This window comes from Candidatus Accumulibacter aalborgensis, from assembly GCF_900089955.1.
In the GTDB taxonomy this organism is placed as follows: Bacteria; Pseudomonadota; Gammaproteobacteria; order Burkholderiales; family Rhodocyclaceae; genus Accumulibacter; species Accumulibacter aalborgensis.
Map to the genome: position 1 here is coordinate 1 of NZ_FLQX01000015.1, position 21,817 is coordinate 21,817.

Consider the following 21,817-nt stretch of genomic DNA (forward strand, 5'->3'; position numbering starts at 1 on the left):
GCAAGCGCTGCGCTCCGCACCAACCTGCTCGGTACGTGTGGTAGGGGGGCTAAACGCTTACGCTGCTCCTGCCGGCGCTGAACCAGATGATCGACATCACCACCACCCGCACCATGGCCGCGCAGACGCACCCGCCCATGGTCATCTTCGGGCTGCTCTTCGGGCTGGCGCTGATCGCGGCGCTGCTTGCCGGCTACGGCATGGCCGGCGGCAAGGCGCGCAGCTGGATTCACATGATCGGTTTTGCCGCGACCATGGCGCTGGCGGTGAACGTCATCATCGACCTCGAGTATCCGCGCCTGGGCCTGATCCGGGTCGACACCTTTGAACAGGCTCTGGTGGATCTGCGCGCGAGCATGAAGTGATGTCCGGAGGGATGGAGGTCCCGCCGGTGCGGTGCAGCAGCAACCGGCTACTGCGCTGATCGCGAGAAACCTCCGACCGACGGGCGGCGCCCGGTCAATCGGGCGAGCAGACGATTCGCGAGTGCTCGCAGACTAACCGAAACCACTTGCCGGCAAACCGGAACGTTTGACCGGCAGGCCTTCGCCTCGCCGGTGACAGCCTTTTCGCCATCCGGGTGGCGCATCCTGTGAGCCAGCGGGTCACTATACTGATCTCATGTGCCGGCAATGGTGCCGGACGAAAAGGAGACTCCATGGCCAACACCACCCCCCGCATCCTCATCCAGCCGCTCAAAGTCGCTCTCATCACCGGCGTCGCCCAAAAGCTGCCCGTCCTCATCCGTGTGCAGGCGCCGGACCCCGTGTCGACCGAGAAGAAAGCGCGCAAGCCCTATCACCTGGCGCTGGTCATCGACCGTTCCGGATCGATGTCCGGTCCGCCGCTGGCCGAAGCAGTGCGCTGCGCGAAGCACATCACCGACCAGTTGGCGCCCACCGACATCGCCTCGCTGATCGTCTTCGATGACCGCGTGCAGACCCTTGTCCTGGCCCGCCCGGTCGGTGACCGCAAGGCGCTGTACCATGCCCTGTCGCGTGTCCATAGCGGCGGCTCGACCAACCTGTACGGCGGCTGGCAGGCGGGCGCCCAGAGCCTGTTGCCGGCCGCCGGCGAGGCCGCTCTGGCGCGGGTCATCCTGCTCTCGGACGGCAACGCCAATGTCGGCGAGATCACCGATACGGCTGGCATCGCCACCCTCTGCGCGCAAGCGGCCGAGCGCGGCGTCAGCACCTCTACCTATGGCCTCGGAGCCGACTTCAACGAGGACCTGATGGTCGAGATGGCCAAACTCGGTGGCGGCAACCATTACTACGGCGATACCGCCGCCGACCTCTTCGAGCCCTTCGCCCAGGAATTCGATTTCATTTCGGCGCTCTGCGCCCGCCAAGTCCGTCTGTCGCTCGCTGCGGCGCCGGGCGTCAGCATCCGTCTGCTCAATGATTACCCTGTCGATGGCGATGCCGGCATGCCGGTGATCCGCCTGCCCGACATCGCCTTCGGCGCCGAAGCATGGGCGCTGGTCGAGCTGGAGATTCCGTCCAGTCTCGCGATAGAGGGCACCGGCCAACTGCTGCAGGCGGCGGTCACGGCGTCCACACCCGACGGCGAGCCGTTGGCCTTTGCCGACGCGCTGCTGACGCTGCCCGCCATGCCGGCCTCTGCCTGGGCAATACTGCTGGCCGATCCACTGGTGGTCACGCGTCAGGCCGAACTGGCAGCCAGCAAGCTGCTCGAACGAGCGCGCGCCGCTGCCGAACACGGGGACTGGGCCACCGTCGAGCGCCTGCTGGCCGAGGCCCGCCAACTCTTTGCCGACCAGCCCTGGGTGATCGAGGTGCTCGAGAGCATCGCGGAACTCGCCCGTTCAAGGGATGCGGCGCGCTTCCGGAAGGAAGCGCTCTATTCTTCCCGTTTCATGCATACGCGAATTTCGCCGACTGAGGAAAGCTCCTACGAGGGTCCGGTCACCGAATTAGGCAGCTCCAGCTTCCTGCGCCGCAAGACGGCCCAGGGCAAGGCAGAGTTCGACAAGCCGGACGAAACGAAGAAATAGATGGGTTTCGGTGGTCATCCGCGGCGGCGTGCTGGATGCTGGCGGGGTGGGCCGCCGTTCCTTTATGGCCGCGATACTGGCCAAGGTTTTTGTGGACAACCGAGATCGCAAGGTCCAAGAGCCTGTGAATAAGCCACCAAGGCCCGATTCCGGCTCTCGTCATTCCCACGAAGGTGGGAATCCAGTTGAGCTATCGGCTTGTTTGAAAAGAAGTCGGTCGTAGGCAGAAATGCAGAAACACAGTGGTCAGCCGGCGCCACTCGATTCAATGAATCTCGTTTTCCGCCAACCCCAAGCTCTTGCCAGCAGCAAGCAACCTACGGTCCCCCGTCCACAAGGTGGCTCTAGGCGAAAGGCGTACCGCCGCCAACAAATGCGCGTCGATATAGCCGATACCTACACCGTAGAGAGTATTTTGGTGTACGAAACGCAGCACTTCGCCATCCGTAGCGACGGCTGCCTGCGGCAAATCGTGTAGCGCGCTGAGGATCGCGGCACGATTCCGGAGGTTGCCCAAGGCCACTTCGCCAATCACGTAGGGGTGGATCAACACCTGGCCCTGCTCCAGCATGCGGAGCAGCCGCTCGTTACCCCGGCGAAGGTGGTCGATCCAGATGGAGGTATCGACCAGGATCATGCCGGTTCCGTCTGGTGTCTCGGCACGTATTCCAGTTGCGGCTCCGAGCCGCCGAGGAGTGCCAGGCGTTTTGCGCTTTCGCGCTGAATGAGGGCGCGCAGGGCTTCTCGAAGCAAAGCCGTTTTTTCAGAAACGCCTGTCAACGCCTGGGCTTTGGCGAGCAAATCATCATCGAGTGCCACTGTGGTCCGCATGGCTTTCTCCTTCTTGTTGACGCGTCGATCATAACATCATTTGATGATCATCGGCACGATAGTCTTACCCCGACTACCTGAGCAGTGCCAGCGAAAGGTGGGTTCCTGCACCCGGTGGCGCATCCTGTGAGCCTGCCGCTTGCTATCCTGATCTCATCTGCCGGCAATGGTGCCGGACGAAAAGGAGCCGCAGTGGCCAACGACACCCTCCGCATCCTCATCCAGCCGCTCAAAGTCGCCCGCATCGCCGGCGTCGCCCAGAAGCTGCCGGTCCTCATCCGAGTGCAGGCACCCGACCCCGTGTCCACTGGGCAGAAAGCGCGCAAGCCCTATCACATTGCCCTGGTCATCGACCGCTCCGGCTCGATGTGCGGGCCACCGCTGGCCGAAGCGGTTCGCTGCGCGAAGCACATCACCAACCAGCTCGAGCCCACGGACATGGCCTCGCTGGTCGTCTTCGATGACCGCGTGCAGACGCTCGTTCCCGCCAGCCTCGTCGGTGACCGCAGGGCGCTGCATCTGGCGCTGTCGGGGGTGCATAGCGGCGGCTCGACCAACCTCAACGGTGGCTGGCAGGCAGGCGCCGGTGGCCTGCTGCCGGCCGCCGGCCAGGCAGCGCTGGCACGCGTCATCCTGCTCTCCGACGGCAATGCCAATATCGGCGAGATCACTGACACGGCCGGCATCGCTGCCCTCTGCGCACAAGCGGCCGAACGCGGCGTCACCACCTCGACCTATGGCCTCGGACCTCACTTCAACGAGGACCTGATGGTCGAAATGGCCAGGCGCGGGAGCGGCAACCACTACTACGGAGACACTGCCGCCGACCTCTTCGAGCCCTTCGTCGAGGAGTTCGATTTCATCTCGGCGCTCTGCGCCCGCCACGTCCGTCTGTCGCTCGCCGCCGCACCGCGTGTCAGGATTCGCCTGGTCAACGACTATCCGGTCGATGGCAAAGCCGGCAGTCCGGTGATCCGCCTGCCCGACATCGCGTTCGGCGCCGAAGCCTGGGCGCTGGTCGAACTCGATATTCCGGCCCGGCTCGCCGTCAACGGCGCCGGATCACTGCTGCAGGCAGCCGTCAGCGCATCGACGCCGGAAGGCAAGCCGTTACCCTTCGCCGATGCACTGCTGACGCTGCCGGCCATGCCGGTTTCTGCCTGGGAGGCCCTGCCCACCGACCCGCTGGTCGTCGCTCGCCAATCCGAACTGGCGGCCGGCAAGCTGCTCGAACAGGCGCGCGCCGCCGCCGAACACGGCGACTGGACAACCGTCGAGCGCCTCCTCGCCGAGGCCCGTGAGCGCTTTGCCGGGCAGCCCTGGGTCATCGATGTGCTGGAGGGCATGGCCGAGCTTGCCGGCTCGATGGATACGGCCCGCTTCCGCAAGGAGGCGCTCTACTCGGCCCGCAAGATGAGTTCGCGGATTTCGGCGAAGGAAGAAAACGCCTACGACAGCCCGGCGAGCGAATCGGGCAGCGCCAGCTTCCTGCGCCGCAAGATAGCCCAGGGCAAGGCTCAGTTCGGCAGGCCGGACGAGTCGCAGACGTAGGCGGGTTTGGTGTGGGAAGAAGATCGCATCATGAGCGTCATCGCTCTGGACATTCGCCGCCACGTCGGTGACAGTGACGTTCCGCGCAGTAAAGTGCGCTGCATGCACCTGCAAAGAGAAAGTACTGGTGATGGCCCGAGACGAGATCATTGAGGCATTCGACCGCATGCGCGTATGGCAACGCGGCGACAGGCGCGCCGTGCACAAGCCGCTACTCGTCCTCTATGCGCTCTCGAGAGTCCTCGATGGCGACACTGCGATGGTAGATTGGAACGTCGCCGAGGGGCGCCTCAAGGAGCTGCTTGACGAGTTCGGCCCGGACGGGTCGAGCCAGACGCGCCACCATCCCTTCTGGCACCTCAAGACCGATGGATTGTGGCAACTCGATGGACCGGCGGAAATGCTCAGTCGTCCTGCCGGAGCAACGCCGACCCTTACCGAGCTCCGCGAAAACCATGTACGGGGTGGCTTCCCTCCTGCGTTGCGCGAAGCCTTGTCGCGCGACCCGGTACTGCTCGCAACGCTCGCCCGGCGCATCGTTGATGCACATTTCCCGGAATCCATTCGCGACGATGTGCTGGCTGTCGCTGGGCTGCCCACTGACCTTGCCGAAACATTACCCTCCGGCGAGCAGAGTCGCCGTCGCGATCCCTCGTTCCGCGAGAAAGTGCTGCTTGCCTACCAGCACCGCTGCGGCGTTTGCGGCCATGATCTTCGCCTCGGGCACCAGACCGTCGGGCTTGAAGCAGCCCATATCAAATGGTTCCAGGCAAAGGGGCCGGACGTGGTACCAAATGGCATTGCGCTTTGCTCGCTGCACCACAAGGTATTCGACCTGGGTGCGTTCACCGTGCTTCCCGAAACCTACCAGATCGTCTTCAGCCAGCATCTCAACGGTAACCACGAGACCACCGACCGATTTCTGGCTTACCAAGGTGCCGGACTGATCCTGCCGCAAGCCAGGGAGTATTTCCCGCGGCCGGCATTCCTCGATTGGCACCGGAAAGAGGTATTCAAGAATCCGGCAAGAGAATGATTTTTCGAGACTTGATGATACTGACACCCAATCCCCGATCGGTTGCGTACAAGACCATTTTGAATCTCGCCGGCGAGCAGTGAAGGCAACATCGGGGTGACTATCTCCGACTGGAGAAAAGCGTGCCTTCAAGATGGTCGATCAGCGTATCCAGCAGTTGCCTTTTATAGGCATTCCTGCACCGGTTGCAGTGATAGGACAACTCACCAATGAGCTCGGAAAAAAGATGCGGTCTGAATCTTATCCATTTCTTGCGGCCGTTCTTGAGGTCCGCCTGTGTCGTCTCATCCTTAACCCAGAAACCGCCAAGATCCAGGATGAGCTTCTTTTCATCGGCATGCAAATCCACTGCAATAAATTCACCCGCGCCATTCATGTGCATCACTCCGCAAGATAGAGACAGATCGACATCGGGCGTCATCCCGCCAGCGCCAACTTTCGCCTTTCCGGTCAAGCATCACTCAACTTTCGTGGCCATTGTGCGTCCGGGGCAAGATGGCACTTTCCAGTGTTACCCTCATTATTACCCTTACCAAAGGGGTGTTACCCCTTCCTCCTCCACGCAGCGGCCGGTCCGCGGCCTAGACACTCCACTTGACCTTGTTTCTGTTCGTCGCGCAAGACCGTGCGCACCATGTCCCGGCTAACCCCCGGGCAAACCTGGCACAGTTCGCTGATCGTGAATTGCCCGGCGGAAGGCCGCCCGCCCGGCCTTGCGACCAGGCGCTCAATTCCGGCGAGAACCAGGTCGCGTTTGGCACCGCGAGGCGCCTTGACCTCACCGACGCGCTCGGCAAATTCCCGGTACGCCGTTTTCAGGATGAAGAGAACGTAATTCACATACGGCCAAGGGTCGTGCCTGCCTTCGTGCCAGCACTCGGAACTCATCTCCAGAGTTTCGTAGTAACGCACCTTGTTCTGCTCGATCAACCTTTCGAGACTGACGTAACGCCCCACTTCGAAACCAAGCTGGTAACTTTGCAGCAGCCAGATCAGGCGCGAGACACGACCATTCCCGTCACGGAAGGGATGGATGCACAGAAAATCCAGGTTGAAGGCCGCCAGCACAATCAGGGGCGGAATGTGGCGCTCGTCGAGGCTGTCCTGCCAGATCGTCATCAACTGCGCCATCGCGTCCGCTGTGTTTGCTGCCGGCACGGTACGAAAACGCATCCGTTCGCCACCATCAGCGTAACGCTCGATGATGTCACTATCCCTTTCCTTGTAATGGCCGGCATCCCATATTTGCCCGCGTGTCATGGCATGCAGGCGCTTGATCGTGCCCTCGGAGTTCGGAATCGTCGACGCCTCCTGATGAATCCAGGCCAGTGCATCACGGTAACCGCGAATCTCCTCCTCATCGCGATCACGGAACAGCGGACTTGGTGCAGCAAGCACCGCCTTGAGCCGCGAAGGCTCAAGCGAAACTCCTTCAATGCGGTTACTGGACACCGCGCTTTCGATCATCGCATGCTCGCGCAGCACCCTCAGGCGTTGAGGAGACTGCCGCGTGTAGAGTTCCTGCTTGCCGCGGAATTCGCCAAGGTCCGACAGATACCACGCGGTCGACGCCGGAATGGCCAGATCGCCGGCTCGAAAGCACTTCAAGGTATTCATCAGCTTGATCTCTGCACAGAACATGCCCGTCCAAGGCTCTCCAGATGCGACTGCATCACGTTGGCGACGCGACAGGCCGTGGTGTAGCGCGGGATCTCATCACTCGTCGCTCGCTTGCCATGTGATCCTTCTCCCCCAGGGCCGGGTACCAGTGCGCCGTTTCCTGGCGGCGACTGCGCTGGGGAGGAATGTGAGCGCGTCCTGCTTGATGGCCACTGCAGCGATGATGCTCCAGGAATACCGTCGAATGGTACCGCAAACGATCCCCTGATTGGCAAGGAATCTCGACGTTCCGACGTCCCGGTTTCCAACAGGCCATTGAACAATCTGCCATGGCGGCGCCAGCGTATGTCATGATACGCGGCAACAGGCTCACCTGAAGAGCCTGCAATTCAGGCCTCGTGATCCGGAGACATCACCATGAGCGGCATGGAACGTATCTACCAGATCGACCAGATTCTCGGTGCTCGCCACTCGGTGACGCGTAGCGAGTTGCAGGAGCGCCTGGGCGTATCCTGGGCGACGCTCAAGCGCGACATCGCCTACATGCGGGATCGACTGAACGCGCCCCTCGTATTCGACCGAAGTCTGGGCGCCTACCGCTTCGAGAAAACCGAGCAGCGGGTTGGCCAGCAGTATGAGCTACCGGGGCTGTGGTTCACCGCCGAGGAGATCCATGCTCTGCTGACCATGCAGCATCTGCTCTCCAATCTCGACACCGGCGGCCTGCTCGGCCCGCAGATCAAGCCCCTGCTCGCCCGCCTGTCCGGCCTGCTCGGCACCGCCGACAACCCGGTCGAGGAAGTGCGGCGCCGTATCCGCATCCAGACGGTCGGCGCCCGCGAGTTCCACCTAGAGCACTTTCAGGCCGTCGGTTCCGCGCTGTTGCGGAGAAAGCGCCTCGTCATCCGCTACCATGCGCGCGGCACTGACGAGGTGACTGAACGAGAGGTCTCGCCGCAACGACTCAACTACTACCGTGACAACTGGTATCTCGATGTGTGGTGTCATCTGCGCGATGGTTTGCGCGCCTTCTTGGTCGACGCCATCGAATACGCCGAGATCCTCGACAAACGGGCCAGGGACGTGGCCGACAAGCGACTCGACGAGATGCTCGGCTCCGGCTACGGCATCTTCTCGGGCGACCAGGTTTCCTGGGCCGTGCTGCGCTTCACGCCCGAAAGGGCGCGCTGGGTAGCGTCCGAGCGCTGGCATCCGAAACAGGAAGGCAAGCTGCTCGACGATGGCAGCTATGAACTGCGCGTGCCCTACGCCGACGATCGCGAACTGATCATGGACATCATGAAGTACGGCAGTGACTGCATGGTCATCGAACCGGAAGCGCTGAAGGCGCGCGTGGCGACCGAGTTGGCATCGGGGCTGGCACGATATCGGCGGTGAATCCGTCGCGGATGAGATCATCCAGTTCATCAATGAGCGTCATGTCTGACGCCGGAGCCTGGTCGATATTGGCCTCGGGCGGAATGGCCAGTTCCTCAAGCCGATCAAACAGCGGCCGCATCGCGAGTTCGGGATTCCGGAAGAACGCGCTGCCGCGGATACGGACGAATTGCCAGCCGAGACGTTCCAGAATCGATTGTCGCTCCATATCGTCGGCCAGCTTTTCCATCGGGTGATAGCGATCACCATCGCACTCCACTGCCAGGCGCTTGCCGGCACCTTCGACCACCATGTCGATCCGGTAATAGCCCACCTGCCATTGCGATTTCACGCGATAACCGGCATCGGTCAGGCGCTTGAGCACAGCACGCTCAAAAGGTGACTCGGTCTTGCCGACCTCCTGGTTGAATGCATGCAGCAAAGCAAGCGGAGCACGGACATGCTGAAGCAGCTTGAGGCGCAGATCGGTGCTCTTCAGGTGTACGTCGGGGTCGAACGAGTGCATCACCCACATCTGGTCCCGAGCACGACTGGCAGCGACGTTATAGCGCTTCTTGATCAGTTCGAAAGCGCCTTCGCCGGTGGCGCGCAAGGTTCCTTCGCTGGCCGGGCTATCGACCATCGACAGGAACATGATGTCGCGCTCGTCGCCCTGGAATTCTCCGGAGATGCCCGCCTGAATACGCCGCTGCTCGATCTCGACGCCGGGAATCTCCTTGTGCAGCATGGACTGGATCAGGAGCGCCTGTGCTTCGCCCAGCAGCGAGATGATCCCGATGGACTTGTCGGCGTAGCGGGGATGCTGAATCATCGCCTTGATGGTATCGATGATGCGCCGCGCCTCGGCCTTGTTGGTGTCGCCCTCACGCACACCGTCTACCCGCCAGCCGACGCACGCCGGCTTCAGGTCCGTCGAATTCGACTCGCGCAGCGGTTTGATCTTGCCGCCATAAGAAAGCTGGTTGCTGAAGGTGATGATCTCCGGCACGCAGCGGAAATGCTCAACGAGACGGATGGCATCGCCGAAGGACTGCCGGCCGACGTCGTAGATCGACGAAAGGTTGTCGAAAAGGTGCGAGTTCGGGATGTCCTGCACCATCGACTTGCGCAGGTTATCGAGAATGATCTGCCCTTTTCCGACACCCAGCGGTGTCACCTGTTCGTGGTCGCCGACGACAATGACTGGCTTACCGAGATAGAGGGGAATCAGCGCATTCAGATCCGCCTGACTGGCCTCGTCGATGATCACCACGTCGAAGCGCGTCGTGGTCGGATCGAAGCTCTCAGCCATGATCGAGATCGGCATGATCCAGACCCGTACTGCGTCGGCGCACCTCTTCATCAGCCGACGAGCTTCCGCGAGCAGCGACTGCCGTCCATCAAGTTGCCGCGTCGAAACGAGGCGTTTGGTGGTATCAAGCCAGCCCACGAGTGCTTGCCGGATCGAGTGATTCCCTTGCAGCCGCTCAAGTTGTTTGCCCCATGCCTTGGCGTCGATCAGCCACTCGGTCATCTGATGAAGTGTTTCCCGCGTCCGGTCGATCTGTCGCTGCAAGTCATCAGCATCGAGCTTGTCACGTTCCGCCAGCGTGTCGTGCAGTTGCCGCCATGTCCCGGCCATCGCCACATCACCGGGAACCGTTCCCTCGTGGTGTGGCGGCACCCGGTGGGTAATCTGCTCTGCCCATCCGGGAGCGACCAGCGCAAGCCTTGCGGTCAGTGCATCACGTTCGACGACCAGCGGTTTGACGGCATGCAGGCGACGCGCATACTCCATGGCCCTGGTGTAGGCATCCGGATTGCGCGAGCGGACAGCGGCGATTATGCGGCCGACGCAACCACGGTCGGGCGATGTCGGATCTACCTCAGTTGCCAGGTCTTGCGTTGGCCTCCGCGGCTTCCTCGATAGTCGCGATGAGCCGCTCCCACACCTCCCGCTCGGTGCCGCCGGGAATGCCGGCAACGATGGCGTAGGGGCGCCAAGCCTGCCGGCGCAGATCGTCAGAGAATTCGGCAGCCAGATCACCGGCCACTTTCTCGAGCGACTCGCTGCCAAGCTCCGTTGCCTGCCAGTGATCCGCGCCGGGTGTCAGATCGGTGGTCGTGAGCTGCTGATACTCGGCAACCATGACCTGGAACTGGCGCTCGGAAGGGAGTGAGCTCAGCTCCGGCAACCGATGCCGAGCATCCTGTTCTTCCTCGGCGCTACAGGACGTGCCGAGCGCATAAAACCGGACCAGTTCCTGTGCCGACTGATTGATCGGGTGACCGAGCTTGACCGGGGACGGAATCCAGCCATGCGCCTCGCGGTTGGCCGCGACGAAGCGGGCCGCATCCGAAGGGGTGAAATGACGCTCGCCGACGACGATCTCGCGATATTCGACGGACTCTTATCGTCCAGATACCCACTCTTCGCGCTGAAACGATTGACCTCATTTCTGACAATACGACCCTTAGCGTGTTCTGAGTTTGGCTTTGTTCAGATTCAGGGCTTGTCGCTGATCAAGCGGCCATGCAGTTCCACATAGGAGGCAAAGGCCGCATCCCCCAATCGGTAGCGGCAATACTGCTCATGACATCACCCACATCGCGAGCCTTGCCGGCCAGTCTGGGCGGGGCAGTACGGCGTTTGCCCAACTGGCTTTTCGGCTCAGTGTTTTCCAGAGGACTAAGTACAACTTCAATCCGGCGATGTTGAAAGACCTCAGGAATAGGGATAAACGCAGGGGCGTCTTCATAGACTTGGCGCAGAGGGTTCATGTTTGCTCGTCCTTTCCGTTACCGCGACAACTGGTATCTTGATGCGTTTTGTCATATTCTGCCACTTGGCTGGCGAGGCGCGAAAAAAAACCCGACCGGCAAACCGGTCGGGCTTCTTGAATGCTACGACAAGCCTTCTCAGGCGCGCTCGAAAATCACCGCGATACCCTGTCCGCCACCGATGCACATGGTGACCAGAGCATACTTGCCGCCGGTACGCTGCAGCTCGTAGATCGCCTTGGTGGCGATGAAAGCGCCCGAGCAGCCGACCGGGTGACCGAGGGCAATGGCGCCGCCGTTCGGGTTGGTCTTCACCGGGTCGAGGCCGAGGCCCTTGCTGACCGCAATTGCCTGAGCGGCAAAAGCTTCGTTGGCTTCGATGACGTCCATCTGATCGAGCGTCAGGCCGGCCTTCTTGAGCGCCAGCTTGGTCGCCGGAATCGGACCTTCGCCCATGAGTTCGTTCGGCACGCCGGCGACCGCGTAGGACACCAGGCGAGCGATCGGTTTCTGACCGGCCTGCGCGGCGACATCGGCCGCGGCAAGCACGAGGAAGGCTGCACCGTCATTGATTCCCGAGGCGTTGCCGGCGGTGACCGTTCCGTCCTTGATGAAGGCCGGCTTCATCTTGGCCAGAGTTTCGATCGTCGTGCTGCCCTTGACGTGCTCGTCGGTATCGAACACCACATCGCCCTTGCGGGTCTTCATGACGATCGGCACGATCTGCGACTTGAAGCGCCCTTCGGCAATCGCGGCCGCAGCGCGGCGCTGCGACTCGACCGACAAGGCGTCCTGCTCTTCACGGCTGATATTCCACTTCTTGGCCAGATTCTCGGCGGTGACGCCCATATGACCGACACCAAACGGGTCGCTGAGCGTGGCGACCATCATGTCGATCGCCTTGGCATCGCCCATGCGAGCACCCGAGCGCATCGCCGGCAGCATGTAAGAACCGCGGGACATGACTTCCACACCGCCGCCGATACCGTAGTCGGAATCGTTGAGCAGGATGTTCTGCGCCGCGCAAACGACGCCCTGCAGACCTGAAGCGCACAGACGATTGACCGCCATGGCCACCGAATCCATCGGCAGACCGGCCTGAATCGAAGCGACACGGGAGACGTAAGCGAAGCGCGAGTCGGTCGGAATTACGTTGCCGACGGCGACGTAATTGATTTGCTGCGGGTCGACGCCGGAACGGGCGATCGACTCCTTCATCACCGTGCCGGCCAGCTCATGGGGCTCCATGTTGGCCAGGGAACCACCAAAAGTGCCAATAGCTGAACGGACTGCACTTAGTACGACGACTTCTCTGCTCATGAAGAAACTCCTGTAATTAATCGATCAATCGCCTGCCAGACCGGCAAGCCCCAACCATAGCGATGAACACCACCGTACGCCGGACGCGCCCGCCGACGCTCTGTACGCAGGATGCGAACGAGTACCATACCATAATTCATCAGGGCTTGCAGAACGCCACCACTTCGCGCAACATCACACTGCCGCATCAGGAAGAATTTCGGAATGAATCCGTCGTCTGTCTACAGCAAAACGGCAAAAGGCCTCGATGAGATTGCCACCCGCACACATGGCCTCGCTGCGCGCAGGCGCGCGCTGCTCATCATGGTCGATGGCCACCGGACGGTAAGCGAGTTACTGGCACTCAGCACGTCGACCAAAGACGCTGAACGGCAGCTTGCTGCCCTGCTCAATGAAGGGTTCATACAGCACGAGGCGGCGTCGATCCACGCCGCAGCAGCCGCGGCGCAACCTGACCCCGCGCCACCCGACGAGGACATCAGCCTTACCAAGAGCTACATCGTCCAGACTCTGCGCGAGTTGCTGGGTTCGCAAGCAGGTGCGCTGATAACCGAGATCGAGAAAGCCCGGAACGTCGAAGAACTCCAGGGCCAGGTCGGCAAACTGCTCGTGGCTCTCGGCGCTGCCGCCGACCAGAAAAAAGTGCGGCACTTCCTGGACGAACTCGCGCTGGTGCTCGCCTAACGGTCATGGCTCTTCCAGACACGCCAAACCATGAAAATCTTGACCGTTTCCCTCACCCCCGACCCCTCTCCCGCGAGCGGGCGAGGGGAGGTTCGTGGGTCGCTGGCGCGACTTTCACACTATCGCGGCGAGACCTCGAGTGCCCGGTAGAGAGACATGATCATTCCCGCCGTCGCACCCCAGATGAAGTAGCCACGGTAAGGCATCGCGTCATAGTAACGGAGTTTGCCGCGGTAGTGGAGCGAGTGCCGCTGGTGGTTGGCGGGATCGAGAAGAAATGACAGAGGCACCTCAAATGCTTCCTCCACTTCGAAAGCGTCGAGCCGAAGTTCGAAGGGTGGCGTCACCAGGGCCACCACCGGGGTCACCCGAAAACCGGTACTGGTCAGGTATTCGGGCAGATAGCCGACGATTTCAACCTGTCCCGACGCCAGGCCGATCTCCTCGGCGGCCTCGCGCAGCGCGGTATGTGCCGGGGAACGGTCGGCCACCTCGCAACGCCCTCCGGGAAAACTGATCTGCCCCGGATGATCCTTGAGATGCGCCGTGCGCTGAGTGAGCAAAACGGTTGGCTCACTCATTCGCCGGACGATCGGGACGAGTACGGCGGCCGGCAGCAGGTCCTCGTCGCCAACACCGTCTTCGAGCACGACGCCAGCTCGCGAAGGCTCGGCGAGCAAGGCGTGTCGCAAGCGAGCCAGATCCACGGCCACGTTGCCCGTGCCGGTCGGCAGGGCGAGACTCGCCTCAGTCGCTGACAACGCGGTCGTCCTCCGCGATCTGCGCACTCGCCGCGGCAAGCGCATCGCGCAGGGTCTCGTCGGGCAAGGCATTGATCGCCGTCGCCACCAGATCCGCCGACTCGACGGCCCCCGGTGGCAGCAGGCGGGTGTCGAGAGAAGCAATCAATGCCGCCGTAGCGCCAACGACCTTCAGCAGCGTCTGCCTCTCGCCCATCAGAATGTCGAGTTCGTGGCCCAACATCGATACTTTCTTGGCGCGTTGACGTGTCATCGACATCTCCTAGTAGCGCTTCTTGAGGGTCAACGTCGGACCATCACGCTGCATTTCCAATCGGTTCAAAAAACTCATGCCGAGCAAGGCAAGAGGCAGATCCTGCTGATGCACCAGGGCATCGACACCATTCATGACAATCTCGCCAACGCGCACGGAATCCAGCTTGACCAGTACGACAGGCGCTTGACCATTGGCCGTATTGACCATCCCCGGTTGGCCCTTGCCGCCATCGATGCCTATTCGCCGAGCTTCACTGGCACCGAGCGAGATCATCGTCGCGCCGGTGTCGACGAGAAAGCGGACGGTCGTTCCGTTGATGCTGCCGGTGGTCAAGAAGTGGCCGTTCCCGTCGGCGGTCAACACGGCCTTGGCAGCGCTCTGATCCGACGGCTGCGATACGACGTTCTGTCCGACGCGCAGGATACGTTTCTTGCCGTCGCTCTCGATGGTCGCCGTCTCACCATCGACGGCCAGCACCTTGACGCCTTCAGCGGTGGTGGCACCGACGGCCACCGTTCGCGGCGCGCCGCCGTTGATGATCAACAGCGCTTTCCCCGGAAAGACGCCAGCCAGGCCGGCGTCGACCGCCAGGGCTGGCAAACCGGCGACCATCAGGGACAGGACCACGATCACCCGCAGAGCCACCGCCGAGAGACACTTGTCGGCGGATCCAGGCCAACCACGCATGATCACTTGCTTGATCAGCGATAGACGAGGACCGGGATTTTCGAGTGCGTGAGCACCTTGTTGGTTTCACTGCCAAGCAACAGGGCAGTGAACCCGCGGCGGCCATGCGAAGCCATGAAGATCAGGTCGCAGCCGGCCTGGGTGGCACCGTCAATGATCGCCTGGTACGGCACGTCGCTGGTAATGGACAGCCTATCAACCTCGACCTTGGCATCGCCACACAGCGAGACAACGAAATCAAGCGTCTGCTGCGCTTGCTGTTCGGCAAGCTCGGCGAATTTCTCGGGCGTGGTCGGGTCGATAAGCGCCCCTTCGCCGTAGTAGGTGACCGGGTACTCGGGCTTGGCGTAGAACGCCGTGATGCGCGCGCCAGCCTCCTTGGCAAACGAAACCGCCCGGCGAGCAGTTTCCTGTGACAGCTCCGAGCCGTCGGTCGGAACAAGGATGTGCTTGAACATTTCGCTTCCTCCAGAGAGCAGTGAACCTACTATAGGCATGATCCCGTACGTCGAGCTTGATCGAAATCAAACGTATTACTTGATGTTCATCAACGCCGGCCGCACCGCCACGCTCGACAATGCCTCATCCCAATTGATGAGGTTTCCCATGCACGAGATTACGGACTTCATGACCAGAGACCATCGGCTTTGCGATGATTGCCTGGTCGCGGTCGAGCAGGCAATCGTCAACGGCGCCTGGGAACTGGCGGGGACCGAATTCATCCGTTTCAGGGATGCGCTGTTGTATCATTTTTTGGCCGAAGAGTCTGTTCTCTTTCCGCGCTTCGAGCAGCGCACCGGAATGTCTCTGGGGCCCACGCAGGTCATGCGCAGCGAGCATGTGCAAATGCGGCAGTTGCTGGCGGCTGCCGAGGCGGCGCTGGCCGACAGGGACGCCGACGAATATGCCGGTCACGCGGAGACACTGTTGATCATGATGCAGCAACACAACGTCAAGGAAGAGAACGTCCTCTATCCGATGTGCGATCAGCAATTGGCCGACCAACTGCTTGAACTGCTACCGGAACTTCAGAAGCAGCTCGCGACAGGCGGGAAGGTCGCGGCATGACGCCGACGGATGCGGATATCGTCATCGATGCGCGTGGCCTCGAGCCGCCGGAACCCATGGTGCGCACGATGGAAGCGCTCGAACACCTCGGTGCTGAGGCAACGCTCGTGCTCCTCCTCCCGCGCGAGCCCTACCCGCTCTACAGGGCACTTGAAATCAACGGCTTCTCCTGGCAAACGGCGCGCCGACCAGATGGCACCGTGGAAATCCTGATCCGCCACCAACGCCAGTAATGCAGGCCCTGCTGTCGTTCGACCAGGCGCCACCGTTTGGCGCGCCGGCCCGTTTCTTTCTCACCGCGCCGCTGTTTGCCATCCTTGCCGGTTTGCTCCTGCTATGGAGCGGCCCCGGCCTGTTTGCCTCACGCTGGACGCCTGAGGCCCTGGCACTGACCCATCTGATCACCGTCGGCTTCATGCTGCAGGTCATGCTCGGCGCAATGCTCCAGATTCTGCCGGTGGTGGCCGGTGCGAACATGGCGCGACCGCGGCTGCTGGCGACGCTGGTGCATCTGGCGATCACGCTGGGCGCGCTGCTCCTCGCGGCCGGCTTTCTCGGCCTCCAACCGCTTGCTTTCAGGCTGGCAGCACTTTTTCTCGGCAGCGGCGTGGCGCTCTTCGTCGGCAGCGCAGGGCATGCCCTGTACGGCGTGCCGCCAAGCAGGGCGACGATTCGCGGCCTGCAGATCTCGCTGCTTGGTTTGAGCGTGACGGTCGCCCTCGGTGTGCTGCTGGCCATCGCACTTGACGGAGCGCTTGATCTGCCCCTGCCGCGAGTGACGTCGATCCACTTCAGTTGGGGCTTCGTCGGCTGGGGCCTTGTTCTTCTCGCTGCCGTCGGTTTCGTCGTCGTTCCGATGTTTCAGATGACACCTGCCTACCCGGCATGGTTTACGCACCTTCTTCCATGGTCGGCACTCGCTCTGCTGTCATTGTGGAGCCTCGCCGAAGCAGCCGACTGGCCAGCGCCATCGGCGCTGCTTGCCGGTGCGCTGCTGCTGATCACCGCCACCTTTGCCGTTCTGACGCTGCACCTGCAGCGGCGTAGCAAACGCGCGCGCTTCGACGCCACCCAGCACTACTGGCGTGTCGGCATGCTGTGCACGCTGGCGGCATGCACCCTGTGGCTGGTGGCACGCGGTCTGCCGGAACGCATGGCGGCACTGGCCGAGCGTCTGGAATGGCTCTGCGGCGTCCTGCTCCTGTGCGGCGGCTTCATGTCGGTGATTATCGGCATGCTCTACAAGATCTTCCCTTTTCTGGTCTGGTTGCACCTGCAGAACCTCGGCGGCGGGCGCGTACTGGCCCCGAACATGAACAAGGTGATTGCCGGGCAGCAGATCAAGCGGCAAATGCGGGCTCACTTCCTGGCGCTGGCCCTCCTGCTGGCCGCCGTGATCTGGCCCGAGTGGTTCACCTACCCGGCAGGGATCGCGCTGCTCGTCGCCAATGGGGCCTTGCTGCGTAACCTGCTGGCCGCCGTCGCTTTCTACCGGCAGCAGCGGACGAAGATCGCGGCACTGATCGCGGCGGCTACGAGCAGCGACGGAAAACCTTCCCTGACCTCTCACCCTGCAACGAAGGCCCCCGCCCCCTGATGACCTACCTGCTCCTCAAGGACCTGCACGTCGGCTGCGTCGTATTGAGCGGTGCCGGTTTCTTTCTGCGTGGCGTGTGGATGCTGCGGCAATCGCCATGGCTGCGGCGTCCGGCGGTGCGCGTCGTGCCGCACGTGGTAGACACCACCCTGCTGGCCAGCGCCATCGCCATGGCCGTGATCAGCGCCCGGAATCCCTTCACCACCGACTGGCTGACCGCCAAACTGATCGGTCTCCTGATCTACATTGCTTGCGGAACGATGGCCCTCAAGCGCGCGCGCACCCCGGCGCAGCGCGCCGCCTTCTTTGTTGCGGCGCTGGCCGCCTTTGCCTACATCGTGTCCGTCGCCCTCACTCGCAGCCCCCTCGGGCCGCTCGCACAGGTCATTTGAAGGTGCGTGGGGGCGGCAACTTCAGCGTCATCGCAAGGCGTGCGATGGGAAGCCCAATGAGTTCCTGCGCTCCCCACCACTGCGGTTTTCCCTGTTGCCCGGAGCTGAATTGAAGCCGCGCTGCAACGCATGCGACCGTCGGCGCTCCGCTTTTCGGCGGTTCACCACGGTCACATACTTGCAAAGACAATCAACTGCTTCGCAGCCCTCCAGAGGCAACAGCGGCGCAGCATGGGCCAGGAACCATTTACCTTTCAGACGCCTGGCCGCTGCGCAGGCATCGTCGCCGGTGTGCATGGAAATCAAGACAAATGGCACCGCGTCCTTGGTCGGTGACTCGGGTTGCGGTCCGACGCGCATGCGCTTCATCCAGGACCACAGAGTCACGCCAAGCACCCCATAACGGACGACCGGCCAAAATGACATCGCACGCTCCTTCCGGTTGTTGTCCGCTCGCGGACCTGAAGCGGCCACTAGCGCCAAGAACCTTGATTGCCCCTCGTGCAGTGCAGATCCCAGCCAGAAGAACACCCCATTTCACGGTCGGCAAGACGCTGCGACAAAGGATCGCTTCCAGCAGCTAACAGGCAAGGCAGGGCTTCAGCCGCCGCCGCTCGGGGCGACCACGCACAGTGAGTTGGATCTCAGAAGCCAGCGCCTGGCCGCGTCAAAGTCATTGCAATACGTGCGGCGCGAACTCCGAGGACCTCCTGCGCTCCCCTCCGCTACGATGTTCCAGAGTGCCTGGCCCACGGTTGAGACCACGCTGCAAGGCATGCGAGTGTCGACGCTCATCGTCCCGCCGGTCCTTGAAGTGGACATACCGGCATCGACATGCCGCCGCATCACAAGTCCCCAGCGGAAACCGCGGAGCATCTCGGGGCAGGAAACGCTGATCTTCAAGCTGTCTCGCGCTCGCGCAGGCATTGCTGTGAGGCCTGATGGATACACAGCGATAAGTGCCGGCGCTGCGCTCATCAGCAGGTTTTGGTTGCAGCATGACGCGATTGCGCGACCACAAGAGCCAGCCAGCAACGCCAACCGAACAAGAGATGACCAACAGCCACAATGACATAGCATACTCCTCGTTCTGATGTTGCCTAGCCTTGTCAAAGACTTGGCAGCGGTGAAAAGAACCGCGACTGCCTCTCACGCCTCAACGCTTCGGGCGCACTGGCCGGATACCTTGGCTACAACTGCCATTCGCCAAGGAGGTTGTTGACACAAGCGATTTCGCTGCGGCGATGGGGAATTCGGCTGTTTCCAGTGCGCTCTTCCGACCCCTGGCGAGTGCGAGTGTTTGAAGGACTTCATCGCCCCTCTCGCCCACCCGGTTTTCGAAAAACGCGGCCGGCGCAGACCATGATCTCCAGAAGACGCCACTCGTACCGCCGGATCTGAAGTTCAATTATATGATTTAACGGCGAACCGCGGGGAACGCTCTGGGAGATATCCGACCCCGCCGAGCAGATTCGGTTCATCCCCGCGGGCGCGGGGAACGCGCCAAAGCCACTCTCCGATTGACCACCGACCAGCGGTTCATCCCCGCGGGCGCGGGGAACGCGCTGATGGTGTTGTCGGCGACTGGCTCCGGCTCGGTTCATCCCCGCGGGCGCGGGGAACGCAGACGAGCGCTCTGCTGATCAAGATCGACGACCGGTTCATCCCCGCGGGCGCGGGGAACGCTCGATAGCCTTGCCGGGGTACTTCGCCGAAATCGGTTCATCCCCGCGGGCGCGGGGAACGCGCTGCCGGTGCGCAGTAGCTCCAGCGCATCGTCGGTTCATCCCCGCGGGCGCGGGGAACGCACGACCGGCAATTGCGGCACGATGCGCCCCGACGGTTCATCCCCGCGGGCGCGGGGAACGCTTGCTGTGGGCGCGGTTGGCGTACCAGACAGGCGGTTCATCCCCGCGGGCGCGGGGAACGCGGTCTCGTGCAGCGTCAGTGCGGTGGCGAATCCGGTTCATCCCCGCGGGCGCGGGGAACGCCCTAAAGGAATACCCGTTACGTTGTTACAAGCCGGTTCATCCCCGCGGGCGCGGGGAACGCTGTGGAAGCCGGTGCTGATGGCATCTTGCAAAAGGTTCATCCCCGCGGGCGCGGGGAACGCGCCTTTCTGCAGGGCGGCCCTGGCGAAGGCGGCGGTTCATCCCCGCTGGCGCGGGGAACGCAGCGTAGCAGGACTCCCCGCCGGCCCAGGAATCGGTTCATCCCCGCGGGCGCGGGGAACGCGGTCTCGTGCAGCGTCAGTGCAGTGGCGAATCCGGTTCATCCCCGCGGGCGCGGGGAACGCCTCAAGCAGGTCGACCACGTCCTGATACCCCTCGGTTCATCCCCGCGGGCGCGGGGAACGCCTGCACCCCGTCATCGATCCACCCAACGCCAACGGTTCATCCCCGCGGGCGCGGGGAACGCTTCCACGCGCCCTCGACGTTGCCGGTCGCCGCCGGTTCATCCCCGCGGGCGCGGGGAACGCAAATAGCGTGCTGATGACCCTGCCCCATTCGACGGTTCATCCCCGCGGGCGCGGGGAACGCGTCGTGGTGTTCAAGCAATACTACCCGGGCGGCGGTTCATCCCCGCGGGCGCGGGGAACGCGATGAATTGATAGATGAGACCCGTATTGAATCCGGTTCATCCCCGCGGGCGCGGGGAACGCCGGAGCAACTTGTTCCGCAAGCTTCAGCATCGCGGTTCATCCCCGCGGGCGCGGGGAACGCTCAACAAGGAGGTAATGACACTTCAGGAAGGTCGGTTCATCCCCGCGGGCGCGGGGAACGCCTGCAGAAGCTCATGCTCAAGGAAGAGAACTCCGGTTCATCCCCGCGGGCGCGGGGAACGCGCAATACGCGCTAAAGATCCATAATCTTGTGTCGGTTCATCCCCGCGGGCGCGGGGAACGCTGAGTAATCGGGTCGAATCCTCCGAGGGATTTCGGTTCATCCCCGCGGGCGCGGGGAACGCGTCCCGAAGCTGGCCAGCATTCCTTTGACTCCCGGTTCATCCCCGCGGGCGCGGGGAACGCCGCGTGAATAGTGTCGATCACTGTCCAATCTCCGGTTCATCCCCGCGGGCGCGGGGAACGCATCTCAGTGGCCCACTTGATAAGCTCAACATCCGGTTCATCCCCGCGGGCGCGGGGAACGCGATGAGGTTGTAATCGACCAGCCGCTGGCCGGCGGTTCATCCCCGCGGGCGCGGGGAACGCGGGGACGTAACCTGTCGATGTAAGGACCATTGCGGTTCATCCCCGCGGGCGCGGGGAACGCAAAGTATTTCCAGACCAGAAGATCAATTATTCCGGTTCATCCCCGCGGGCGCGGGGAACGCCAAGGTGCTTTGAGAATTGCTCGACAAGAATCCGGTTCATCCCCGCGGGCGCGGGGAACGCAAAACTCATGCCAGGCTTCCGCCGAGAACTGCCGGTTCATCCCCGCGGGCGCGGGGAACGCGCGAGCAAATCAATCGCCCGCAGCCCAAACGGCGGTTCATCCCCGCGGGCGCGGGGAACGCCACCCCGGCGCCAAAATGAAGTCGACGCTCGTCGGTTCATCCCCGCGGGCGCGGGGAACGCAAACGATTCTCATTGACGGTATGTTTGGCATTCGGTTCATCCCCGCGGGCGCGGGGAACGCAAATTACAAAAGCTATTGACAGATCAAAATTACGGTTCATCCCCGCGGGCGCGGGGAACGCCGTCAAGGTCCGTCGGCGCATCGCCTACGAGACGGTTCATCCCCGCGGGCGCGGGGAACGCACTTAGCTTATCCCTATTGTTAACGGCGTCGTCATTCCGTAGAAATCTGGCGTCGACAGTTTTGCAGCGTAGCCCGCAG

The 21,817-nt window shown here is 62.5% G+C and carries 23 protein-coding genes and 1 CRISPR repeat array; of the genes, 10 read left to right on the forward strand and 13 right to left on the reverse strand.

The window, feature by feature from the left end; translation table 11 throughout:
• The first annotated feature begins 86 nt into the window (after positions 1-86).
• Positions 87-365: a hypothetical protein gene (locus ACCAA_RS02120; protein ID WP_186405603.1), complete on the forward strand. Its 279-nt coding sequence runs from the start codon at positions 87-89 to the stop codon at positions 363-365.
• Positions 366-658: 293 nt separating this feature from the next.
• The gene (locus ACCAA_RS02125; protein ID WP_186405604.1) at positions 659-2,017 is read left to right on the forward strand and encodes a vWA domain-containing protein; all 1,359 of its coding nucleotides are present in this window, start codon (positions 659-661) and stop codon (positions 2,015-2,017) included.
• A gap of 265 nt (positions 2,018-2,282) precedes the next feature.
• On the opposite strand, the gene ACCAA_RS02130 is transcribed toward ACCAA_RS02125, so the two are convergent.
• Complete coding sequence (locus ACCAA_RS02130) at positions 2,283-2,654, reverse strand: type II toxin-antitoxin system VapC family toxin (protein WP_186405605.1); 372 nt, start codon at positions 2,652-2,654, stop codon at positions 2,283-2,285.
• Entirely contained in the window at positions 2,651-2,848 is a 198-nt protein-coding gene (locus ACCAA_RS02135; RefSeq protein ID WP_186405606.1) for a type II toxin-antitoxin system VapB family antitoxin, read from the reverse strand. The genes ACCAA_RS02130 and ACCAA_RS02135 overlap by 4 nt, the downstream gene beginning before the upstream one ends.
• Positions 2,849-3,040: 192 nt before the next feature.
• Here ACCAA_RS02135 and ACCAA_RS02140 point away from each other — a divergent pair, with 192 nt between their 5' ends.
• Positions 3,041-4,399 (forward strand): vWA domain-containing protein, encoded by a 1,359-nt coding sequence (locus ACCAA_RS02140; RefSeq protein WP_186405607.1) that lies wholly within the window; start codon positions 3,041-3,043, stop codon positions 4,397-4,399.
• Between the two features lie 130 nt (positions 4,400-4,529).
• On the forward strand, positions 4,530-5,435 hold the full coding sequence (locus tag ACCAA_RS02145; protein WP_245754393.1) for a phosphorothioated DNA-binding restriction endonuclease: 906 nt from the start codon (positions 4,530-4,532) through the stop codon (positions 5,433-5,435).
• Positions 5,436-5,535: 100 nt separating this feature from the next.
• Here the strand turns inward: ACCAA_RS02145 and ACCAA_RS02150 are convergent, their stop codons facing one another.
• Together ACCAA_RS02150 and ACCAA_RS02155 are read right to left on the reverse strand one after the other, a co-directional pair.
• Entirely contained in the window at positions 5,536-5,889 is a 354-nt protein-coding gene (locus ACCAA_RS02150; RefSeq protein WP_186405609.1) for a hypothetical protein, read from the reverse strand.
• An 89-nt stretch (positions 5,890-5,978) separates the two neighbouring features.
• The gene (locus ACCAA_RS02155) at positions 5,979-7,076 is read right to left on the reverse strand and encodes a Fic family protein (protein WP_245754391.1); all 1,098 of its coding nucleotides are present in this window, start codon (positions 7,074-7,076) and stop codon (positions 5,979-5,981) included.
• Between the two features lie 396 nt (positions 7,077-7,472).
• On the opposite strand from ACCAA_RS02155, the gene ACCAA_RS02160 reads away from it, so the two are divergent.
• Complete coding sequence (locus ACCAA_RS02160) at positions 7,473-8,453, forward strand: helix-turn-helix transcriptional regulator (protein WP_186405610.1); 981 nt, start codon at positions 7,473-7,475, stop codon at positions 8,451-8,453.
• On the opposite strand, the gene ACCAA_RS02165 is transcribed toward ACCAA_RS02160, so the two are convergent.
• From ACCAA_RS02165 to ACCAA_RS02180, 4 genes are all read right to left on the reverse strand, one after another.
• Complete coding sequence (locus tag ACCAA_RS02165; RefSeq protein WP_186405611.1) at positions 8,380-10,230, reverse strand: AAA domain-containing protein; 1,851 nt, start codon at positions 10,228-10,230, stop codon at positions 8,380-8,382. The two genes, ACCAA_RS02160 and ACCAA_RS02165, sit on opposite strands and share 74 nt — an antisense overlap.
• Before the next feature lie 88 nt (positions 10,231-10,318).
• Positions 10,319-10,627, reverse strand: a complete 309-nt coding sequence (locus ACCAA_RS02170; RefSeq protein WP_186405612.1) for a hypothetical protein — start codon at positions 10,625-10,627, stop codon at positions 10,319-10,321.
• A gap of 328 nt (positions 10,628-10,955) precedes the next feature.
• Positions 10,956-11,213, reverse strand: coding sequence for a hypothetical protein (locus tag ACCAA_RS02175; RefSeq protein ID WP_186405613.1), 258 nt, complete (start codon positions 11,211-11,213; stop codon positions 10,956-10,958).
• Between the two features lie 138 nt (positions 11,214-11,351).
• A complete protein-coding gene (locus ACCAA_RS02180) occupies positions 11,352-12,533 on the reverse strand; it encodes an acetyl-CoA C-acyltransferase family protein (RefSeq protein ID WP_186405614.1) in 1,182 nt (393 codons plus the stop codon).
• 204 nt (positions 12,534-12,737) lie between these two features.
• Between ACCAA_RS02180 and ACCAA_RS02185 the strand changes: the two genes are divergently transcribed.
• Positions 12,738-13,217, forward strand: a complete 480-nt coding sequence (locus tag ACCAA_RS02185) for a hypothetical protein (protein WP_186405615.1) — start codon at positions 12,738-12,740, stop codon at positions 13,215-13,217.
• 119 nt (positions 13,218-13,336) lie between these two features.
• On the opposite strand, the gene ACCAA_RS02190 is transcribed toward ACCAA_RS02185, so the two are convergent.
• From ACCAA_RS02190 to ACCAA_RS02205, 4 genes are read right to left on the reverse strand one after another with little or no spacing between them, the layout of a single operon-like run.
• On the reverse strand, positions 13,337-13,978 hold the full coding sequence (locus tag ACCAA_RS02190; protein ID WP_425394443.1) for a CoA pyrophosphatase: 642 nt from the start codon (positions 13,976-13,978) through the stop codon (positions 13,337-13,339).
• On the reverse strand, positions 13,965-14,231 hold the full coding sequence (locus tag ACCAA_RS02195) for a hypothetical protein (protein ID WP_186405617.1): 267 nt from the start codon (positions 14,229-14,231) through the stop codon (positions 13,965-13,967). Before ACCAA_RS02195 ends, ACCAA_RS02190 begins: the two co-directional genes overlap by 14 nt.
• A 9-nt stretch (positions 14,232-14,240) precedes the next feature.
• Complete coding sequence (locus ACCAA_RS02200) at positions 14,241-14,921, reverse strand: retropepsin-like aspartic protease family protein (RefSeq protein WP_245754392.1); 681 nt, start codon at positions 14,919-14,921, stop codon at positions 14,241-14,243.
• Positions 14,922-14,935: 14 nt separating this feature from the next.
• Positions 14,936-15,379 (reverse strand): universal stress protein, encoded by a 444-nt coding sequence (locus ACCAA_RS02205; RefSeq protein ID WP_186405618.1) that lies wholly within the window; start codon positions 15,377-15,379, stop codon positions 14,936-14,938.
• Between the two features lie 148 nt (positions 15,380-15,527).
• Between ACCAA_RS02205 and ACCAA_RS02210 the strand changes: the two genes are divergently transcribed.
• The 4 genes from ACCAA_RS02210 to ACCAA_RS02225 are packed head-to-tail and all read left to right on the forward strand — an operon-like array spanning position 15,528 to position 17,978.
• On the forward strand, positions 15,528-15,989 hold the full coding sequence (locus tag ACCAA_RS02210) for a hemerythrin domain-containing protein (protein WP_186405619.1): 462 nt from the start codon (positions 15,528-15,530) through the stop codon (positions 15,987-15,989).
• On the forward strand, positions 15,986-16,222 hold the full coding sequence (locus ACCAA_RS02215; protein WP_186405620.1) for a DUF2249 domain-containing protein: 237 nt from the start codon (positions 15,986-15,988) through the stop codon (positions 16,220-16,222). The genes ACCAA_RS02210 and ACCAA_RS02215 overlap by 4 nt, the downstream gene beginning before the upstream one ends.
• The gene (locus ACCAA_RS02220; RefSeq protein ID WP_186405621.1) at positions 16,222-17,586 is read left to right on the forward strand and encodes a hypothetical protein; all 1,365 of its coding nucleotides are present in this window, start codon (positions 16,222-16,224) and stop codon (positions 17,584-17,586) included. Before ACCAA_RS02215 ends, ACCAA_RS02220 begins: the two co-directional genes overlap by 1 nt.
• Positions 17,586-17,978, forward strand: a complete 393-nt coding sequence (locus tag ACCAA_RS02225; protein ID WP_186405622.1) for a SirB2 family protein — start codon at positions 17,586-17,588, stop codon at positions 17,976-17,978. Before ACCAA_RS02220 ends, ACCAA_RS02225 begins: the two co-directional genes overlap by 1 nt.
• 27 nt (positions 17,979-18,005) lie before the next feature.
• On the opposite strand, the gene ACCAA_RS02230 is transcribed toward ACCAA_RS02225, so the two are convergent.
• Positions 18,006-18,509, reverse strand: a complete 504-nt coding sequence (locus ACCAA_RS02230; protein WP_186405623.1) for a hypothetical protein — start codon at positions 18,507-18,509, stop codon at positions 18,006-18,008.
• A gap of 942 nt (positions 18,510-19,451) precedes the next feature.
• A CRISPR array of direct repeats spans positions 19,452-21,738; the repeat unit is 29 nt; unit sequence CGGTTCATCCCCGCGGGCGCGGGGAACGC.
• The last annotated feature ends 79 nt before the right edge of the window (positions 21,739-21,817 follow it).

Excerpts from the sequence above, each read along its gene's own strand:
- ACCAA_RS02120 (WP_186405603.1), top strand. The coding sequence starts at position 87 with ATGATCGACATCACCACCACCCGCACCATGGCCGCGCAGACGCACCCG.
- ACCAA_RS02125 (WP_186405604.1), top strand. The coding sequence starts at position 659 with ATGGCCAACACCACCCCCCGCATCCTCATCCAGCCGCTCAAAGTCGCT.
- ACCAA_RS02130 (WP_186405605.1), bottom strand. The coding sequence starts at position 2,654 with ATGATCCTGGTCGATACCTCCATCTGGATCGACCACCTTCGCCGGGGT.
- ACCAA_RS02135 (WP_186405606.1), bottom strand. The coding sequence starts at position 2,848 with ATGCGGACCACAGTGGCACTCGATGATGATTTGCTCGCCAAAGCCCAG.
- ACCAA_RS02145 (WP_245754393.1), top strand. The coding sequence starts at position 4,530 with ATGGCCCGAGACGAGATCATTGAGGCATTCGACCGCATGCGCGTATGG.
- ACCAA_RS02155 (WP_245754391.1), bottom strand. The coding sequence starts at position 7,076 with ATGTTCTGTGCAGAGATCAAGCTGATGAATACCTTGAAGTGCTTTCGA.
- ACCAA_RS02160 (WP_186405610.1), top strand. The coding sequence starts at position 7,473 with ATGAGCGGCATGGAACGTATCTACCAGATCGACCAGATTCTCGGTGCT.
- ACCAA_RS02165 (WP_186405611.1), bottom strand. The coding sequence starts at position 10,230 with ATGGAGTATGCGCGTCGCCTGCATGCCGTCAAACCGCTGGTCGTCGAA.
- ACCAA_RS02175 (WP_186405613.1), bottom strand. The coding sequence starts at position 11,213 with ATGAACCCTCTGCGCCAAGTCTATGAAGACGCCCCTGCGTTTATCCCT.
- ACCAA_RS02180 (WP_186405614.1), bottom strand. The coding sequence starts at position 12,533 with ATGAGCAGAGAAGTCGTCGTACTAAGTGCAGTCCGTTCAGCTATTGGC.
- ACCAA_RS02185 (WP_186405615.1), top strand. The coding sequence starts at position 12,738 with ATGAATCCGTCGTCTGTCTACAGCAAAACGGCAAAAGGCCTCGATGAG.
- ACCAA_RS02195 (WP_186405617.1), bottom strand. The coding sequence starts at position 14,231 with ATGACACGTCAACGCGCCAAGAAAGTATCGATGTTGGGCCACGAACTC.
- ACCAA_RS02200 (WP_245754392.1), bottom strand. The coding sequence starts at position 14,921 with ATGCGTGGTTGGCCTGGATCCGCCGACAAGTGTCTCTCGGCGGTGGCT.
- ACCAA_RS02205 (WP_186405618.1), bottom strand. The coding sequence starts at position 15,379 with ATGTTCAAGCACATCCTTGTTCCGACCGACGGCTCGGAGCTGTCACAG.
- ACCAA_RS02210 (WP_186405619.1), top strand. The coding sequence starts at position 15,528 with ATGCACGAGATTACGGACTTCATGACCAGAGACCATCGGCTTTGCGAT.
- ACCAA_RS02215 (WP_186405620.1), top strand. The coding sequence starts at position 15,986 with ATGACGCCGACGGATGCGGATATCGTCATCGATGCGCGTGGCCTCGAG.
- ACCAA_RS02220 (WP_186405621.1), top strand. The coding sequence starts at position 16,222 with ATGCAGGCCCTGCTGTCGTTCGACCAGGCGCCACCGTTTGGCGCGCCG.
- ACCAA_RS02225 (WP_186405622.1), top strand. The coding sequence starts at position 17,586 with ATGACCTACCTGCTCCTCAAGGACCTGCACGTCGGCTGCGTCGTATTG.